19 protein-coding genes and 1 pseudogene are annotated in these 19235 nt (G+C 29.4%); 17 read left to right on the forward strand and 3 right to left on the reverse strand.

The features are described 5' to 3' along the window. Nucleotides 1-107 precede the first annotated feature (107 nt). The 3 genes from J2Z76_RS15000 (at nt 108) to J2Z76_RS15010 (ending at nt 2984) form a co-directional block, all read left to right on the forward strand. A complete protein-coding gene (locus J2Z76_RS15000; RefSeq protein WP_209512872.1) occupies nt 108-962 on the forward strand; it encodes a potassium channel family protein in 855 nt (284 codons plus the stop codon). Between the two features lie 89 nt (nt 963-1051). After that, a complete protein-coding gene (locus tag J2Z76_RS15005) occupies nt 1052-1498 on the forward strand; it encodes a MarR family winged helix-turn-helix transcriptional regulator (protein WP_209512873.1) in 447 nt (148 codons plus the stop codon). A 49-nt stretch (nt 1499-1547) separates the two neighbouring features. After that, entirely contained in the window at nt 1548-2984 is a 1437-nt protein-coding gene (locus J2Z76_RS15010; protein ID WP_209512874.1) for an MATE family efflux transporter, read from the forward strand. 108 nt (nt 2985-3092) lie between these two features. On the opposite strand, the gene J2Z76_RS15015 is transcribed toward J2Z76_RS15010, so the two are convergent. Continuing rightward, entirely contained in the window at nt 3093-4100 is a 1008-nt protein-coding gene (locus tag J2Z76_RS15015; RefSeq protein WP_209512875.1) for a stalk domain-containing protein, read from the reverse strand. A gap of 227 nt (nt 4101-4327) precedes the next feature. Between J2Z76_RS15015 and J2Z76_RS15020 the strand changes: the two genes are divergently transcribed. The 4 genes from J2Z76_RS15020 (at nt 4328) to J2Z76_RS15035 (ending at nt 8427) form a co-directional block, all read left to right on the forward strand. Beyond that, nucleotides 4328-4876 carry a hydrolase gene (locus J2Z76_RS15020; protein WP_209512876.1) on the forward strand — a complete coding sequence of 183 codons (549 nt, stop codon included), beginning with the start codon at nt 4328-4330 and terminating at the stop codon, nt 4874-4876. 54 nt (nt 4877-4930) lie between these two features. After that, nucleotides 4931-5608, forward strand: coding sequence for a metal-dependent hydrolase (locus J2Z76_RS15025; RefSeq protein WP_209512877.1), 678 nt, complete (start codon nt 4931-4933; stop codon nt 5606-5608). 147 nt (nt 5609-5755) lie between these two features. Then, the gene (locus J2Z76_RS15030) at nt 5756-6004 is read left to right on the forward strand and encodes a CPF_0552 family protein (RefSeq protein ID WP_209512878.1); all 249 of its coding nucleotides are present in this window, start codon (nt 5756-5758) and stop codon (nt 6002-6004) included. Between the two features lie 569 nt (nt 6005-6573). Further along, nucleotides 6574-8427 (forward strand): ATP-dependent nuclease, encoded by a 1854-nt coding sequence (locus J2Z76_RS15035; RefSeq protein WP_209512879.1) that lies wholly within the window; start codon nt 6574-6576, stop codon nt 8425-8427. A 54-nt stretch (nt 8428-8481) separates the two neighbouring features. On the opposite strand, the pseudogene J2Z76_RS17025 reads toward J2Z76_RS15035, so the two are convergent. Continuing rightward, nucleotides 8482-8589: pseudogene (locus tag J2Z76_RS17025) on the reverse strand (tyrosine-type recombinase/integrase); the annotation flags it as partial. A 278-nt stretch (nt 8590-8867) separates the two neighbouring features. Between J2Z76_RS17025 and J2Z76_RS15040 the strand changes: the two are divergent. The 8 genes from J2Z76_RS15040 (at nt 8868) to J2Z76_RS15075 (ending at nt 16479) form a co-directional block, all read left to right on the forward strand. Then, complete coding sequence (locus tag J2Z76_RS15040; protein WP_209512880.1) at nt 8868-9443, forward strand: basic helix-loop-helix domain-containing protein; 576 nt, start codon at nt 8868-8870, stop codon at nt 9441-9443. Nucleotides 9444-9651: 208 nt separating this feature from the next. Further along, nucleotides 9652-10098 (forward strand): HIT family protein, encoded by a 447-nt coding sequence (locus J2Z76_RS15045; RefSeq protein ID WP_209512881.1) that lies wholly within the window; start codon nt 9652-9654, stop codon nt 10096-10098. A gap of 248 nt (nt 10099-10346) precedes the next feature. Further along, nucleotides 10347-11870 carry an SIR2 family NAD-dependent protein deacylase gene (locus tag J2Z76_RS15050; protein WP_209512882.1) on the forward strand — a complete coding sequence of 508 codons (1524 nt, stop codon included), beginning with the start codon at nt 10347-10349 and terminating at the stop codon, nt 11868-11870. 126 nt (nt 11871-11996) lie between these two features. Then, nucleotides 11997-12437, forward strand: coding sequence for a hypothetical protein (locus J2Z76_RS15055; RefSeq protein ID WP_209512883.1), 441 nt, complete (start codon nt 11997-11999; stop codon nt 12435-12437). A 305-nt stretch (nt 12438-12742) separates the two neighbouring features. Further along, on the forward strand, nt 12743-14011 hold the full coding sequence (locus J2Z76_RS15060) for an AbiJ-related protein (protein WP_209512884.1): 1269 nt from the start codon (nt 12743-12745) through the stop codon (nt 14009-14011). Nucleotides 14012-14034: 23 nt separating this feature from the next. Further along, complete coding sequence (locus tag J2Z76_RS15065) at nt 14035-14940, forward strand: AbiJ-NTD4 domain-containing protein (protein ID WP_209512885.1); 906 nt, start codon at nt 14035-14037, stop codon at nt 14938-14940. A 124-nt stretch (nt 14941-15064) separates the two neighbouring features. Beyond that, nucleotides 15065-15898 carry a class I SAM-dependent methyltransferase gene (locus J2Z76_RS15070; protein WP_209512886.1) on the forward strand — a complete coding sequence of 278 codons (834 nt, stop codon included), beginning with the start codon at nt 15065-15067 and terminating at the stop codon, nt 15896-15898. A gap of 59 nt (nt 15899-15957) precedes the next feature. Beyond that, on the forward strand, nt 15958-16479 hold the full coding sequence (locus J2Z76_RS15075) for a GNAT family N-acetyltransferase (protein ID WP_209512887.1): 522 nt from the start codon (nt 15958-15960) through the stop codon (nt 16477-16479). A 95-nt stretch (nt 16480-16574) separates the two neighbouring features. Here J2Z76_RS15075 and J2Z76_RS15080 read toward each other — a convergent pair whose 3' ends face one another. Further along, nucleotides 16575-17510: a tyrosine recombinase XerC gene (locus tag J2Z76_RS15080; RefSeq protein ID WP_209512888.1), complete on the reverse strand. Its 936-nt coding sequence runs from the start codon at nt 17508-17510 to the stop codon at nt 16575-16577. A gap of 128 nt (nt 17511-17638) precedes the next feature. Here J2Z76_RS15080 and J2Z76_RS15085 point away from each other — a divergent pair, with 128 nt between their 5' ends. Together J2Z76_RS15085 and J2Z76_RS15090 are read left to right on the forward strand one after the other, a co-directional pair. Then, a complete protein-coding gene (locus tag J2Z76_RS15085) occupies nt 17639-18151 on the forward strand; it encodes an NUDIX hydrolase (RefSeq protein WP_209512889.1) in 513 nt (170 codons plus the stop codon). A gap of 215 nt (nt 18152-18366) precedes the next feature. Further along, nucleotides 18367-18873, forward strand: a complete 507-nt coding sequence (locus tag J2Z76_RS15090) for a GNAT family N-acetyltransferase (RefSeq protein ID WP_209512890.1) — start codon at nt 18367-18369, stop codon at nt 18871-18873. Nucleotides 18874-19235: the final 362 nt, after the last annotated feature.

Genomic DNA, 19235 nt, shown 5'->3' on the forward strand with positions numbered 1-19235 from the left:
TTTTTTTTGCCAGAAAACTAATTTAAATAAAATATTTTGTTAATATTAGCTTTCTAGCATACAATAATACAATTATAAATTAAGAAATTGTATAATGTGAGGTATTCATGAAATTTAGATATCCAAGAAGATCCAACTATGGGTGGGTTAGTGAAATTAGAAAACAAAACTTTATAATGGTTTTAGCAAAATTATTAAGTTTCTATTTATCAATTAATTTATTTTTTGCTATTATTTATTATGCCAATAAGGTTTTAATAAATGGAACTGGATTTTTTGATTATATTTATTTTTCGTTTGTGACTTCTTTAGCAATTGGTTATGGTGATTTTGTACCAGTTAATTTTGTTGGAAAAGTATTAATAATAATGCATTCATGCATGTCAACAATGTATTTTGCATTAATGGTTTCAGTTCTTTCAATTAAAATGTTTTATCCTGGAGATTCAATAAAGTTTTCAAAGAAAATAATATATAACAAAGAAACAGATATGATAATTTTTAGAGTTATTAATACCAATAGAGAAGCTTTAATTAATCCAGAGGTGAGAATAAGTGTTACTGAACATAATGTAGGAGATGATATTGCTGGTGTTTTTAATATAGTGGAAGATTGTGATATTACATATCTAGGTAGGCATGATTATTCATATACATTTAAAAATAGCTTTGCAAATTTTAATTTGATGAAAGAAGCTAATAAAGCTAATGAATATAATAAGCAATTAAAATCATTTAAGAGTAGATTTAGAGTTAATATTTCTATTACAGGCAGCTATGGATTGCAACAAATTGCTATTTATAAAAAATATTTTGCAGATGATATTGTAATAGGTAAATCTTATAAGCCAATAACATATAATGAAGAAGGATATAGAAAGAAAGGTGGTATAAGGTACTTTAAAATTAAAAATTTCTGGGAAGATTTTGAAAGCGTAGAAAGCATAAATGACAGAGAATAATAAAATAAAGATTGACATTTGACAAAGTAGTTAGTATACTAATTATATTGAATTTGATTAGCGCACTAACTACTTTTTTAGGAGGAAAAATGCTAAAAGACAAAGATATAGGATACATTTTGCATAAAGTATCCATGTTAGCGAAAAATAATTTTTCTAATAAATTAAATGCAATTGGTATAACAACAGGTCAATTTGCTGTATTAAAGGATTTATATTACTATCAAAAAAAAGCTACTGACTCAGGATTGTCTCCTGCATGTATAGCAGCTAGATTAGAATGTGATAGACCTACTATTTCAGGTGTTATAGATAGGTTAGAATCTCAAGGTTGGGTTGAAAGGTTTGATAATCCAGATGATAGAAGGTCTGTACTTATTAAAGTTACTGATAAAGCAGTAGGTAAACTAGAAGAGTTAGAAAAAATGCATTCTGAAAACCGAAACACAATTGTTAAGGGGTTTTCAGAAGAAGAAGTTAATGATTTTAGAAATTATTTATTGCGTGTTGTAAATAATTTAAAGGAAATGCAATAATCTATATTTCAATAATTTAATAAAAGTTAATTATAATAGGAGTGAGTAAATGGATAGATCAAAACAATTAGGTGAAGTAAAAGTATCAAAACTATTGATGAAATTTTCCATACCAGCTATAGTTGGTATGTTAGTTAATGCTTTATATAATGTAGTAGATAGAATTTTTATTGGCAATGGAATTGGTTATGAAGGGATTGCTGGTATAACAATAGCATTTCCAGTTATGTTAATTATGATGGCTTTCTCAATGTTAATAGGGATAGGAGCAAACTCATTAGTATCAATAAGATTGGGAGAAAATAAAAAAGAGGAAGCAGAAGGTATTTTGGGTAATGCTCTAAGTTTATTAATTTTGATTTCATTGAGTCTTACTGTTATTGGATCATTAACCCTTAACCCTTTACTTAAGCTTTTAGGAGCTAGTGAGAAAATATTACCATACGCAAGAGACTATTTGCAAATTATACTTATAGGTGCCGTATTTCAATCTGTGGGAATGGGTATGAACAATTTTATAAGGTCTGAAGGTAATCCTAAAATAGCAATGTATTCAATGCTAATAGGTGCTGTTGTAAATACGATTTTAGATCCTATTTTCATATTTGGCTTTCGTTGGGGTATGAGAGGTGCTGCAATAGCTACAATAATATCTCAAGCTACTTCAGCAATTTGGGTAATTAGTTATTTCTTAGGTGGGAAAAGTTTGTTAAAAATTCATACTAAAAATATAAAACTAAGAGCATCGGTTGTAAGCAAAATAGTAGCTTTAGGTGCTGCACCTTTTGCAATGCAACTTGCAGCAAGTGTTCAGAATTTTATTATGAATACTAGTTTAGCAACTTATGGTGGTGATATTGCTATTTCAGGTATGGGTGTTGTTAATAGTATTGTTACTCTTATGATTATGCCTATTTTTGGAATTAATCAAGGTGTTCAACCTATTATTGGATATAACTATGGTGCTAAAAAGTACGATAGAGTAAAGGAAGCATATAAATTAGCAGTTATTTCTGCAACGGTTATTATTACAACTGGTTGGGTTGCGACTAGGTTGTTCCCAGAACAATTTGTTTCTATGTTTAACAGTGATGATAAAGAGCTTATATCTTTTGGAACATTTGCTATAAAAAGATTCATGATGTTTTTCCCTATAATTGGATTCCAAATAGTATCATCAAATTACTTTCAAGCTGTTGGAAAACCAAAACATTCAGCCTTGCTTTCGCTATCGAGACAAGTACTTATATTAATACCTGCTTTGTTAATTTTACCAAGATTTTTTGGGCTAGAAGGGGTAGTATCAGCAGGTCCTTTGGCAGATGTATTATCTTCCGTAGTAACTGGAACATTTATTTTCTTTGAAATGAAAAAACTAGATGATAGCCATCAATCAACATTATTAAATAATGTTGAGGATTCTGTTAAAAGTATATTTGAAGAAAAAAATATTATAAATGATGACAAAATAATAAAAGAACTTTAATCATTGCATTCATATATTATATATCGATGTAAATATATGAAATATACAAAAAAGCCTAATAGTTGCTATTAGGCTTTTTTAATATCTTGTTATAGTTTACTATAAATATTAATTTATAGTAATTTCATTGTTTAAGAAATTTACTGATTCTACATTTAGTACTTCTTTGAAAAAACTAAGTGGTACAAACGTATTGTCATTTACGATTACAGGAGCTGTTTCTAATTCAATTTGTGTTTTATCAAAATTCAAGTAAATATTTTGCTCAATTTTTAAAGATGCTTCATCATCTATTTTAACACTTCTCTCATCATTATTCCAAGTAACTTTATATCCTAGTGATTCAGCAATAGCACGAATTGGAACCATTGCTACACCATCTTGATTTATGAATGCTTGCGGAGAATCAATTTTTTCATTATTAACTGAAATATTAATAATTGAATCATCTTCTTGTTGAGATAATACAATTATTTTATTTGGAGTAGTTTGAGCAGGTATACTTTTTGTAGTCACGTCATAAAAAGCTATAAGCTTTCTATTGCCAAGAATAGTTTCAAGTTCGGATAAAGTTGGTGTTTTTATCCAATTTATTTGAGTATTATTTTCCCATAATATTTCAGTATTTTCAGAAATATTTAATTTTAAACATTTATCTCTACTTAATAGATCTGTATCAAATTTATCTGCCTTTATATTTTCATCTTTAATAACTGGTGATACTATATCAATGCTGTATTGAGGTGGGTAAATTAAAATCATTGGTCTATCACTTTCATAGTAACCAGTGAGTTCAGTACCTACCTCGATATTAACATCATCAATATAATAAGTATTTTCGGATAAAATAAAATATGCTTGATTACCATCTTTGTTTTCTAAAAATATTTTAGATATACCATCTTTAGTTTCATCAATTTCCTTTACTGTTCCTGTAAATGATAAATAAAATGAATGTGGCTTAATAGTTTCATTAATTGCACTTATTGGCATTACTTCATTAGTATCATTGAATTGAGTAGTGACATTTCCTGTTGTGTTTCCAAAAGCAGAAATTGAAGAAAAGGAAATTGTCATTGACAATATTAATGCTGACATTTTAGTTGTTTTTTTCAATTTATGTAACCTCCTAGTTAATTTTAGTTTATATTTATTAGACGAACATGGATAGATAAAGTTCCAAGGTATATTATTTTAGTGTAAAATATATTATAAAGTTGATTTATTTGGATAAACTCTCTTTACTGTTGATATATAAATATGGTAAAATATAAACAAATATATAACAAAAAAGGTAAATATACTGTTACGACACAGCATTTGCTAATAAAAGGAGAAATTTTATGGAAAAATATTGTTTACATAGAGAAGAGGCAATTTTACTAATTATAGACATACAAGAAAAATTAATGCCTGCAATAAACAAAGGTGAAAAAATAATTAGTAATAATGGAATTTTGATAGAGACTGCAAAAAATATGGATATTCCAATTTTAGTAACTGAGCAATATCCAAAAGGCTTAGGTAAAACGGTTGAAGAGCTTGATGAAAAACTGGAAAGCGCCGTTAAGTTTAGCAAAATGGTTTTTTCAAGTTGCTCAAATGAAGTATTAGATCATATACAAAGTATCAAAAGAAAAAAAGTTATTATTACAGGGGCTGAAGCGCATGTATGTGTCTTCCAAACTGTTAGAGATTTATTAAAACAAGGTTATTATGTTTTTGTTGCAGAAGATGCGGTAGGTTCTAGAACAAGAGAAAATTATGATAATGCAATAGCTCTTATGAGGGAAATGGGAGCAGTTATTACTAATACAGAAACAATAGTATTTGACCTATTAAAAGAATCAGGTACCCCAGAATTTAAAACTCTGATGAAATTAATTAAATAGGATGAATCTTACAATTTAATATTATAAAAATATAGAAAAGAGAGGTTATTGTTTATGAAATTATCTTATTTAGGACATTCAGTAATATTGATGGAAAAGGATAATTTTAAAGGGATAATAGATCCGTTTATTACAGGCAATTCATTATGCACATTGACTGTAAATGATTTGCATAATATAACACATATTTTCATCACACATGGACATGGAGATCATTTAGGTGATGCTGTTGAAATTGCAAAGAAAAATAATTCCTTAGTCATATCAAATGCAGAAATTTGCAATTATTTATGTAAATTTGATGTAAAAACTCATGCCATGCATATTGGAGGACGTACAAAATTTGATTTTGGTGTAGTAAAAATGACTAATGCAGTTCATGGTTCAGGAATAACAGAAGGTGAAACTATGATATATGGAGGAAATCCAGGAGGATTTATAATTGAAATAGATGGTAAAAAAGTGTATCATGCAGGGGATACAGGATTAATTTACGATATGAAATTATTAGAAGATGAGAAAATAGATGTTGCATTTCTACCTATAGGTGGCAATTATACGATGGATATAGATGATGCAGTAAAGGCGGTAGATTTTATAAAACCAAAAAAGGTAGTGCCTATGCATTACAACACATTTAAACCTATAGAAGCTGATCCTCATGATTTCAATAAAAAGGTTACCTCATCAGAAGTAATTATTCTTGATGTTAATGAAAGTATTATCATATAAAAAAGATCTGATAAATGATGATAAAATAATAAATGAGATTTAATATATTAACCATTCAAGTGACACATATTTTGCATATGAATAATAACTAAGATTTTAGCGAATAATTATGCTATAATTCAAAATTGTAAACAGGAGAAATAGATTATGAACAGATTAATGGCAATAAAAGTAAATGGAAGAAATTCAAAAGCTCCACACCTTCAGGAAATACTTACAAAATACGGATGCTTAATTATGACAAGAGTCGGGTTTCATGAGAGTGGAGAAGGTGACAAATGTAGTGTGGATGGAATTATATTGCTCCAACTTAAAGGCAAAGAGGATGAAATTGATTCCTTATACAAAGATATTACAGGATTAGAAGGTATAACAGCTAAATTTATTGAATTTTAACATGAAAGATTTCAATTAAAAAAAGAATATGATTCTAATAATTGACTGTGTAAATAATTTTTACATAAGGTTATACAAATGTAACTTCAATTTAGCATTCGAGTAAGCAAAAACTCGAATGCTTTTTTTATATGCTAGCAAAATTCTCCTAGAGATTAATACCAATTAACTTTATCGATAAATAATAATATATGAGTTGCTGAAAGAAAAAAAATATTATCAATATACTAATATAAAATAAATTATAGTAAAATTTAGCAAAAAATATATATTTTTGTAGAAATATTTATTGTATTGGAGTATAATGGAAATGTTTAGTAGAAGGTATTAAGATTTTGAAATAGTGGGAAGTGCCCATTTGGCTAATAATTAGCAGTTCGTTACTGTACGTATTGTAGCAATTATGGGAAGTTCAAAGTAATAATAAATAGTAGTTTATTAATTTAGTAATTTAGTTAAGCTGCATTATAAACAATAATGAAAGGAAAATACCCTTCATTATAAAAGTGCAATTATGGACTACGCAGATATTAAGATATTTTGTAACTTATGAAATGAGGAGGATTGGGATGGATTATCCGTATAAATGTAATTTGAAAGTGGAAAAAGTTTTTGGAGAGCAACAAGTTGGAATAACATTATATTCTGGACTTACAACTTTCGTAGGTGCAAATGCATCAGGAAAAACGCAAACTTTAAAAGCACTGAGAAGTTACCTTAAAACGAATATAGGTAGTAATAAGGTGAGATATTTATCTTCGAATCGAATCGGGACAATGGAACAGTTTAGGTCGAAGATTAATCAATATTCATATTCAGAAGATCAATATAATGTTGGTGATATAGGTGCGAGACAAGCTAGACATGAGATTGAAACTGTTAATGGAGACTTTTTTACAATGGATGATAGAAAGGATGTATATATTAAGGTTGCAGAGCGTCTCTCAGTGTTATTTAACAGACAAATTTACATACGCTGGGATGCAGGGAATATGAAAGTATTTTTTGGAAAGACAGATTTTGAGGAAGAGTATTCAGTTGTAGCTGAGGCAAGTGGACTTGTTAATATTATTTCAATTTTGGCTGCTTTATTTGATGAAGATGTTCAAGTATTAATGATTGATGAACCAGAGGTTTCTTTGCATCCACAACTTCAGTCGTATTTATTACGTGAAATTCAAAAAGCGGTTGCCAGTTATGGAAAAGTTATTATTATTTCGACTCATTCAACAGAAATGATATCATTTAATTCAATTAAAGATTTAAGTAACTTGGTCTTTTTTACTGAAAAAGAAGTCCCAATACAAATAGCACCAGAAATGCCTGAATTGGAAAATCGAAAACTAAAAGACTTTTTTATGAGAATGAGTCAAGTTTATAAAACTGGGTTCTTTGCCAAGAAAGTGCTCTTAATTGAGGGAGCAAGCGATTTAATTATTTGCCGATTTCTTTCGAACAAGTTGGACCTCAATATTGATGCAGCAGGTTCACAAATTATTCCAGTTGATGGAAAGGGCCAATTTCCTGTGGTTACAAAACTTTTTAGATTAATTGGAAAAGAAGTTGCTGTTTTGACTGATTTAGACGGATTCACCGATGATAATAGTATTGTAGACTTATTTTCACAATTACCTGACACAATAAAGCTAGCAAACGAATGTGGTAACGATAATATTTCTGAGATGATTAGAAGTATCAAGACGAAAATCTCAGAATTAGTACAATCACATAAGGATGATATGAAGGCTGTTTATGAAACACATCCATATTGGATAAATAAGGATGATAAAGAGGATGAAGACATAGATATTCGAAGAGCACTAGTAGCTCAATTATTCAGCTTTGATGATAATGTATTACAAAATTGGCCTGATGCCACAGCATGGATGAGTTTGAAAACAAGATTAAATTCTCTTTTTTCAATTCTTGAAACTGTTGGATGTTTCGTTCTTAAAAAAGGAGCCATCGAAAGCTATTATTTGTATGCACCTAATACCGCTTATAGCGAAAAGCCATCAGCGGCGGCTGATGAAATAGGTGAAATCCAAACAAAAGGTAATGAACTTATTTGTAGTAAATATGAAGATGTGATTAATTCATTGAAATATGCTGCATTAACAAAAAATGTGGATGAGAGTTTTGCTGTAAAAAAGGAATTGCTAAGTGAATTGGCTCTTGTTCTCGGAGTATTACCAACAGTTTCAAACGAGAATGAAATATACTCTATTATCAAACAGGCGAAAGGAAGTTCTAACTCTTTGTTTAACTATAGGATTATAAATAATAATGACAAATTGGGTGTTGAGGTCTCTTTGCATTCCGCCATCATTGATGTGAGCGGACTGCCATTTCAAATATTTACTGGTCAAAATGTAAATGAGGTTGTCAATGGCAACGTTAAGCAAAAAAATATTATGAATTAAGCTCCAAAAGGAAAATTAATGGAATTTTACATTACGTTTAGAAAGCCATAATGTTCAACTGAACATCATAGCTAAAGGATTGAAATTTACAGCAGCCTGTAGTTGCCCCTCATCAACATGCGTATAAATTTCGGTTGTGGCAATACTTTCATGCCCAAGCAATGGGTATGATTCAAACTCTATTGAGATAAAAAAGTCTAGTGCTACATATAGATAGTGAGGTTTCCATTATATTTATGAAATAGAGTAAGTAAGATTAAATGGGTCAATTTGAATTTGGAGGGCTCAAAAAGAATGCGATTACTAACTTTAAATATGAAAATGTTTAATTTACAAATAGATAATAGTCTTAATTGCTTTTTAGACGAATATGAACCAGACGTTGCAATTATTCAGAATGTAGACCCAACAAAAATAAAAATATTTACCATAATCCAATTATGCCAAACAACTTTGAAGAAGAAACTGACGCAAGGTATTTTATTACGATGGCTTTTTGTAAAGACAAGATATGGAATCGAATTAATGCAAAGAATCTACGGGAATATGACCGTTGCTATGTTGCAATCGAAACAACTCAAAACGTAAATAAAGCTTTTTCTGTGCTTGGAGTTCATATACCTGCAGAGACAAATAAGAATAAGGAAAAGGTAGAGAATTTTATATCAAAAATTGGAGAAAGCAAATATGATATTATTTGTGGTGATTTCAATGCAAGTTACAAAAAACCAGAATCTATAAATTATACAATATTAAAAGAGTTGACAAAGCAAAAAAAATATTCAAACTTATGGGAACAGGGATTAAAAGAAGATAAGGCATATTATATAGATTATAAAGGAACTAAACAAAAAGCAAATAATAATATTAGAACGTTCGTCGGCAATACACATATAGACTATATATTGGGAAAAGAAATTGATTTAACTGAAATCACTATTGATATGCGAACTTTGGCTTTTACTGATCATTGTGCAATAATTGTTAATTGTGAAAAAAATAATACATATAAGTAAATTGTAATTTGTGGGGGCTAACTTCACATTATGTTTATAAAGAGAAATAAAACATTGTTGAAATATTATTTAATTACATGTTCAATACTAATTACAAATTATGGTAGTAATTATCATGTAGATTGAATATAATTGTGATAAATTAAATTCGGAATTGTAGATAAATGCGAACTGGAGATAATTAATATTTTGTGTTGGAGGTTATAGAATGATCTGTAAAATGTGTGAAATGCATAAAAGCATTAAAGATGACCCATATTTTATTATGGAACTTGAAACAGGATATGTAGTTTTAGGATGGTTTCAGAGATTCAAGGGCTATACCGTTTTCAATTGTAAAGAGCATGGTCCTGAATTACACAACTTAGAACATTCTTTTAAAATTAAACATCTTGAAGAAATGTCTATAGTAGCAGAGGCTGTTTCCAATATATTTAAGCCTGATAAGATGAACTATGAACTACTTGGAAATGGATGTCCTCATATTCATTGGCATTTATATCCGAGAGTAAAAGGTGATACTCCTATAATTAGCTCGGTATATCAATTGTCAAATGCGGAATTGTTTGATGAATCTACAAGACCGAATGATGAGCAGAGAAAAGAATTGAAAGAAAAGATTAAAAATGAAATTGTGCGTCTACGTTCAAAATAAGCATTAGGTGAATTAATTGTGTGATGCGTAATCTTCAAATATTGCGAATTAATTGAACTTCCCATTATGTTTAATCTGTGTATTAATTGATTATAGCAATAATGAGCAATTGGCAGGAGGATTGGTTATTGCTATAATGCGAAGTTTGTGTCTTGTAACTGTCAGTTCATTATAGATAAACCACATTTCATCCAACCATTAACGAGATACGAAATCATTACGAAATTACAATAAGGAGAATATAACATATGGATAGTTTGGACCTCATAGAGAAAATTAGTGATTTATGTAGTAAAAATCGTATTATTCCATTTTTAGGAGCTGGATGCTCTAAGCAAATGTTGAATTGCGATTGGGATTCACTAATGAATGAAATTGCTACTCAATACAACATATCTGATATTGGCAATATGAAGATAGCTCAACGTTTCATAGATGCTTATGGAAAAGACGAGTTTTGTAAAATTTTAAACTCTAAACTTTCAAGTGATAATTTTGATGATGACAAAGGATATATTTATCTGGCAATTATATCAATGGGAATTGGTACTATTTATACCACCAACCAAGATAATATCATGGAAAAGTGTTGTGAAAAACATGGCTTCGAGTATAAATCAATTATTACTATAGAGGATTTGATTTCTGCAAAAATAGGCGAAGGTTTATATATCAAGTATCATGGTGATTACAGTGTTCCTGAATCTGTGATATTTGGTGAAGATGAATACCTTGATAGAATTGATGATAAAGATAATTTTATTGATACAAAGTTAAAAGCTGATGTTTTAGGTCGAAGCTTGTTATTCATTGGATATAGTTTTAGAGATATAAATTTAAAACTTTTCTTTAGACGATTGAAAAATGTATTTGGCAAAATCCCCACTTCCTATATGATTGCATGGGAGCTTAATGATGATTTGCAAAAAGAATGTGAAAAATATAATATTCAAATTGTGAATCCACAAGGGATATACCCAGATGATGACGTCCCGACAGCTTATTATAAAATTTTAAACCAATTCAATGACCTTGTTTTTAAAAAGAAAACAAGATTATCAATAGATGACTTTTTTAATCATAAGCGTTCACGAAAAGTAGTATCGATGCACGAAATTAATAGTTTGAACCGATTATTAGGAACAGTGGATTGCGAACAATATATTCATAAATTCCGAACTATAATGGATAGATCTCTTATTCCGGATGATTTTGAAATAGACGTTGTAAAACTGTTCATTCGATTAGCAAATTCTATTACCGAAGACACGGCATTCTCTCTTGACGGATTAATGTTCAATTTGCAGCTCAAAAATCAATTCAATGTTTTTATTACAATGGTTTATTTCTATGTAGCAAATAATTTAAAGGAAAAGGCTAATGTTGACTTTTTTTCTTATTCATCTATTGGACTACCATCATATCCACAAGAGCTCACTATTTTAGCAATATCAGTTGCTTTTGATGTTTTAACTAAGCATGATATTCCTATTTCTGACTATTACAGAGGAGAAATCAGTATTGTTACAGATAGGTCAATAAATGTTAATACTCTACCTACTAATGTAAAAAGTTATATCACAAGACAATTTGAAACAGTCTGGAAGCAAAAGTACACAACATATGAAAATCCTGTTAAACGACAATTACGTTTGCAATCTGACCTTGCAAACCCTAAGCATAATGGTGATTTAGTTTTTGAAATGTATAATATAGCATATGATAGGGATAAAAATCCATACTACTATATTATGTTTGCCCCAAATATTTAGAATCGCATTATCCATATAATCTTGCACTTCTGAGAAACGCTGAACATCCCATTATGTTTAATAAGTAAAGTACTAATAAATAAACAGATAAACAGGAATTTGTAATATAACTATAGAGGTGAGAATATGACAAATAGAGAAGTAATAGAATTTTACAAAAATAAAGCTATTCACTATGAGTTGTCAGATGAATTTGTAAAGAAATATCAACAATCGGGTGGGGGATATATAAAATATGCTAACGGTTTAGGTATAAAAGTTGATAAGTCTCTAGCGGAACCAAATCAGCAATGGCATTTGTTAAAATCATATTATGGTCAAAAAATAGAACAGAAAAAACTAGACTTAGATGCAGAAGCTAATTGTTGGGACTTCAATTGGCGAAAGGGAGGTTTTATATGTCCAGAACTATTACTTTGGATGGCAGAAGCTGCTGGCTGCAATATAACAGAGGCTAAGCGAGAAGCTGAAAAACTTTGTGACAATAATAAGCGTTCAGAAGCACACAAAAAAATCAAGGAATTAATTACATGGGAAATGATTAAAAACAAAATTAAAAATCCATAATGCGTTTAATCGACAAATTCCAATTTGTCGATTATTTGAATATCTCATTATGTTTATAATTTGTACAAGCACATTATAGCAATAATGGGAAGCTTGTTCTCAAGAATATAAAGAAATTACTATATAGTGTATTTGTGTAAGCTTGTATTTAAAAGTTTTTGTGAAATTATTATGTGATTACAAAAAAAGTACTACAGTAAGATTTTTCTAAGCTTAACTGTGAGTTATTGTGCCAATAATCAACTAAAAGCTAAAGACAAATATATCTGTCTTTTCTCATAACGGGTTTTAGGAGGGATTAATATTTGAATAAGCTAACAGAAGTAACTCGTAGAGATTTAATCGATATAATTAAGGATGGGTTTACGCATACATATTATGAACCTTATTACCACCCTGATTATAAAGAAACACTTGAAAAAGAAGTTACGATGGAAGTAAAAATGCCTTTTTGCGGTCGACTATCTGAAATAGATTTTTTATCACGTTTGTATGATCTTGATAGTATGCCATCAACTGATAGTAGATTTAAAAATGCGAGTGGTGATATATGGCAACATACCGTGAATAACGATGACTGGGAACCTTATTGGTTTTTTAGCGATAGACGCTTTAAACTTATAAATGGAAATGATCAGCCACTATTAAATTTTATTAGTGAGATGTTGCATCCAGCTGTAAGAATTGAAAGTTCTAAATGGAAACTATATCTTGAAAAATTTAATGAAATACTTAGACCTGATGGTTATGAGTTATTCGAAAGTACGCATATATCTGGCAGAGAAGTGTTTTTAGCAAAAGAAATAGATCATATTGAAATTCAAAATCTTTCAGACAAACTTTATTCTACATTAAAACTTATTGGCGAAGGTTCTTATGCACAAGTTTTTAAATACAAAGATCCATTTTATAATAAAACTTTTGCTTTAAAGCGCGCTAAGAAAGATTTAAATGAGAAAGAATTAGAACGCTTTAAGCGTGAGTTTGAACAAATGAAAAGTTTAAATTCTCCATATATTGTAGAAGTCTATTCTTTCAAGGAAGAAACAAATGAATATATCATGGAGTTTCTTGATTGCACTCTTTCAAAATTCATAGAAGAAAATAATTCAACTTTGACAATTCAAAGCCGAAAAAGCATTGTTTCTCAATTACTAAATGCTTATCGATACATACATTCAAAAGGTTTCTTTCATAGAGATGTGAGCTCGAAAAATGTATTGATAAAGACGTATGAAAATGTTTTAGTTGTGAAAATTTCTGATTTTGGGCTTGTGAAAATAAAAGAGAGCGAATTAACTTCTGACAATACAGAGTTTAAAGGTAGTTTAAATGATCCAGCTTTAAAAATAGAAGGGTTTAAAAATTACAAGATTGAGCATGAAATTTACGCATTAACACTCTTGATTGTTTATATAATCACTGGAAAAACCAACTTTAGTAATATAAAAGATGAATCAATACGAGTGTTTATGCAAAAAGGAACAGATTCTGATAAAAATAGGCGTTATAAAAACTTAGACGAACTAAAAGAAGCAGCTTTTAAAGTAATGCAATTAAATTATAAAATATAAATTCACAGGAGGATGTATACTATATGAGTCTATATACCGAAAGGCATGGCATGAGAAAGCCACTTGAAAAAACTTATTTTATGAGTAGAGATATGTATGCCCTACTCTTTGATTGCTGTGAAAAGTATAAAAAAAATTTAACTCATATTTTCACTATGAGTTGTCATCATGATTTTACAGATAGTGACTATATCGCTTTCAATGAACAAGGTTTTATAACCAGAATTAAAGTTAAAATACCATCATTATTTCAAGATGAATATAATAGAATTTGTGTGCCACAGTATGATGATGAATATGATCAATATTCTCTATTAGATTATATTGAATTTTTTGCTCAAAACATCCAGGATATTTCTGAATATTGGAATAACGAGCGTTATAGAAATTTTCGCAACATCGATTGCTTAGAAACATTTAATATATTTACAGATTTCAGGAATGAAATAAATCAAATATTCGTTGAATCAGGATTACTTTATGAATTAACAGATGAAAAAATTATAGAACGTGTTGTAGAAAATAGCCCTCTAACACCCGAGATAGAAGCACAGGTTATGGAGCTTAAGGAAAAGAACTTACAAGACCTTTTGAATGAAGCTGTTTCTTTGTACCGTTCTCCATACCATAATGCGAACAAGATGGCTGTGGAAAAAATTTGGGATGCTTTGGAAAATCTTAAAACTTATTTTAAAGATAGTGCTAAGAAGCAAGCTGATCAAAAAGTTTCAGATATTTTAGCATCACAAAATGAGAAGGTTTCTAAGATCTTTGAAAAAGAATTTAGTGAATTAGGAAATATTGGAAACAACTACCACATTAGACATTATAATGATATTCAAGTGAAAGTAACAGATAGCCGTCACTATGACTATTTTTTTAATAGATGTTTGTCGTTAATTTCGCTTGCCTTGCAATATTTGAAGTAAAGATAGTCAATTACCAATTATGTTTAAAATGCAAATCAACTGAGATTTTATTTATCCATATAATGGGACACAATAAAAGAATGAGTATATACAATCAAAAAATGTTCAAATGGGAGGAATAACTATGTATGAGAATATTTTAAATTATTTGAAAGATAAGCCTCAACTATACGAGCCAAGCACGGCTCCATTTTGGGATGATGAAAATATTTCTAAATATATGTTAGATGCACACTTGAATCCGAATATAGAAGCTGCTTCTAGGCAATTGGATTTCATAAAAAAGTCTGTTGAATGGATTAGATCTATGTTTAAAAAAACATCAGGAAAAAAATTGTTAGACTTAGGGTGTGGTCCTGGAATTTATGCTGAATTGTTTGCACAATTAGGATTCCAGGTTACAGGAATTGACTTTTCAAAAAGATCAATAGAATATGCAAATAGAAATGCTTATTTGAATGAAAAAAACATAGATTACATATATGAAAATTATTTAGATATTGAATATCGTAACGAATTTGATTTGATAACATTGATTTACTGTGATTTCGGAGTGTTATCTCCAAATGAAAGAAAAGTTCTTTTAAACAGAATTATGAATGCATTAAAACAAGATGGCATTTTAATATTAGATGGATTTACAAAGAATCAACTTTCTGATGTACCCGAAAAACAGGATTTATATTATACAGATGCTGGTTTCTGGTGCTCGAAACCGCATGTGTGTATACAACGTAATTATCATTATATTGAAACGGAAAATTATCTTGAGCAGTATGTAATTATAACGGAAGATAATTGTGACTGTTATAATATATGGAATAAGTTATTTACTATGAAGTCTCTTTCGGATGAGATAAAGTCGGCTGGTTTTGAAAAGACAACATTTTATGATGATGTTTGTGGTAAAGAGCTCTCAGATATATCAAAAACTATATGTGCAGTGGCACAAAAATAGACAGGAAGAGTGCTGGTGCTAAAAATGAGTAAAATGAGAAGTTAGTGTTACTTCACATTATGTTTATTACAGTAATGGTATTAATAAGTAATAATACAGATAAATCAGAATTTGTGGGGGTAGAGAAAGTGGAAGTTATTGAATATTTTTCGAACGAGAATAAAGAGCATTGGAAGGGGCAGATTGCACTTGCTGATTGGGGAGCAGCAAAATTCCTGCTTAAATTATTGAATGATATGCAAAAATTTGATGAGCTGTTGGGAAGAGACGGAAAGCTATTTCTGCTAGTTGATGGGGAAATGATAGTTTCATTTGTAACGCTTACTTGCCAGGATTGCATTCGTGATAAAAGTATATTTCCATGGTTTGGGTTTTTATTTACTTATCCTGATTATAGAGGTAATCGATATAGCGAAAAGCTTTTAAAGTATGTTGAAGAAGAAGCAAAATCAGAGGGTTATTCAATTGCATATCTTGGAACAGACCATACGGAGTTATATGAGAAATATGGGTACACCTATATGGAGACGCGTAAAGACTATTGGAATGATGAGGCAAGAATATACTATAAGAAACTTTAAAAAAACAAATTAATTGAATGATAAATTCTAATTTTTCGATCATTTGAATATCCTATTATGTTTAGAATATGGCAAGCTTTGTGCTTGCCATAAAACTAATTAAACATTAAAGCAAGTGGATTGGAATTCACAGCAGATTGCAATAATGTATCGTCAACATGAGTATAGATTTCTGTTGTGGCAATACTTTCATGACCAAGAATTTGTTGTAGCGAACGAATATCAACATGTCCATATTTGTACATTAAAGTTGCAGATGTATGTCGTAATTTATGGGTAGAAATATTTTCTGGATTTAATCCAGCTTTGATAACATATTTTTTTATGACATTTTGAATGGAACGTGTAGTTAGGCGTTGTTTATTTCTGGATATAAAAAGAGCATTAGTTGGCACATCCATAGTGTTGCGAATTTGAAGCCAAGTAGCTAAAGACTTTTGTGCTGCAGGTGTCAAAAATATTTTACGTTCTTTATTGCCTTTTCCAATTACTGAAAGAATATTTGTATTAACTTGGTTAATATTTAGATTAGCAAGTTCAGACAAACGAAGAGCACAATTTAGGAAAATAGTAATAATACAATTATCACGAGAATTAGATTTGCATTCTATAAGTAAACGAACAGATTCTTCGAGTGTTAGATATTTTGGAATTCGTTTAGGAAGTTTAGGGGTTTCAAGTTCTTCAGCTATATTGCTATCTAGCAAATGAGCTTTTGAATTTAGATATTTCCAAAATTGTCTTATGGACACTATTTTCCTAGTCCTTGTTCCTGCGGAAGATTTTAAATTGGTTTGGCAATAAGAGATAAAAGAATACATGTCATTGATAGAAATCGATTTAATAAATGTTAAGTCAATATAACTAAAATCAAAGTTAACTTGTAGTATTCTTCGTTTCTCACTTATAAATTTAAAAAAGTAGAGTAAATCGATTCTGTATTCAAGAATAGTGTTGTTACTTCGACCTTTAATAATAGTTAAATAATTTAGATATTGTTCTAAAATAAGACAAGTTTTGTTAGATTGCATATTGATGAAACTCCTTTTATTGAGATTGTTACCAATAATTGAATATTTAATTATGAGAAACTTAAATTTTGTATTAAACTAGTTATGCAAAGTAAAAAATATTTATATTTAATGGAGGTAAATAATAAATGGAAGAATGGGATTTATTTGATGAAAAAAGACAATCTCTAAATAAAACTCACAATAGACAAGATAAAATGATAATTGATGAATACCATATTGTTGTAGATATTTGGACTGTTAATACCAATAATGAAATATTGTTGACATTACGACATCCAGATAAGAAAGACTATCCAAATTTTTGGGAGAATACTGGTTGTTCTGTCTTAGCTGGAGAAACAAGTAAGGCAGGAGCAATAAGAGAATTGTATGAGGAAACGGGAATAATTGCTAATAAAAATGATTTAGTCTTTCTAGGTACGAAAAAAGAGAAAACAGATTTTGTTGATACTTACATACTCAGAAAAAATTGCAAAACTTCCAAGTTGACAATGCAAGAGGGTGAAACTGTCGGAGTACAATGGGTAACTTTGGATAAATTAGATGTAATGATAAAATCAGGAACTATTGCATTACCGGTTGCAGAAAGATTAGCACCTTTAAGAAAAATTTTCGAGGATTTTCTATTTTCCAAATGAGCAATAGATTTAGTTAATGAGTTTGAAACTTATTTTGTTGAAATCAAAATGATATCCTTATAATAATTATAATGATCATTAGGGTGAAAATAAATGACTAAAAAAACAACTTGATAAAATTAAGAGCATGTAGTTATGAAGCAATTGTAGAAAATAATGGCATAAAGGTTATTTATATAATACACGATATAATCATCACGGTTAGGAGTAAAATTATGAATATAGAAGTTGTAAAAGTACCTTTGGAAGAGAAACAAATATTAAATAATTTATTAAAAATGTATTGTTATGAGTGGTCACAGTATAATAAATTTGATGTCAATGATCAGGGCGAATATGAATTTGAATATCATCTTTCTGATTTTTGGAATAAAGAAAATCACTTTCCATTCTTCATTAAGGTTAATGGTATATTAGCAGGTTTTGTGTTAATCGATGATGATTTTGCTGTGCATTTGAATTATGATTATGCAATTTCTGAATTTTTTATTATGCATAAGTATCGTCGGGCAGGAGTAGGCCGATATGCAGCAAAATTTGTATTTGACATGTTTCGTGGAAAGTGGGAAATAGGACGACATCCGCATAATATTATGTCGGTTGGATTTTGGGACAGCGTTGTTAACGAATATACAGATGGTAAATATGAGATCATAAAATCTTGTCCAGATTTTGTATACCATGATGGAACATACGCTGATATTATTTCATTTGAGAATTAGCAATTTTCTGTGTAAAATTATTATAAATTGAAATTGAAATATTTCGCTTTCTTCTTAAAGTATGAGTTTCTAATCATTCTATCTCATATTAGTTTATGCATTAATTAATTATAGCAAGTAGACGAATAATCCGCAGTTCGTCAATGTACGTATTGTAGCAATAATGTGAAGCTGGTTATATAGAATAAAATTTCTATAAAGATTGAATGAAGAGAGTAAAGTGTTTAACAATGTAATAATATATTGAGATTTAGAATATGATTCGATGAACCGTATCACAAATAGTTCCAAAACAGTTATACAGAGAAATATATTTTCAAAAGATGAGTTTGTAATGCATTTTGGTAAGGACAGAAATGTAA

The organism is Sedimentibacter acidaminivorans (assembly GCF_017873955.1).
GTDB lineage: Bacteria > Bacillota > Clostridia > Tissierellales > Sedimentibacteraceae > Sedimentibacter > Sedimentibacter acidaminivorans.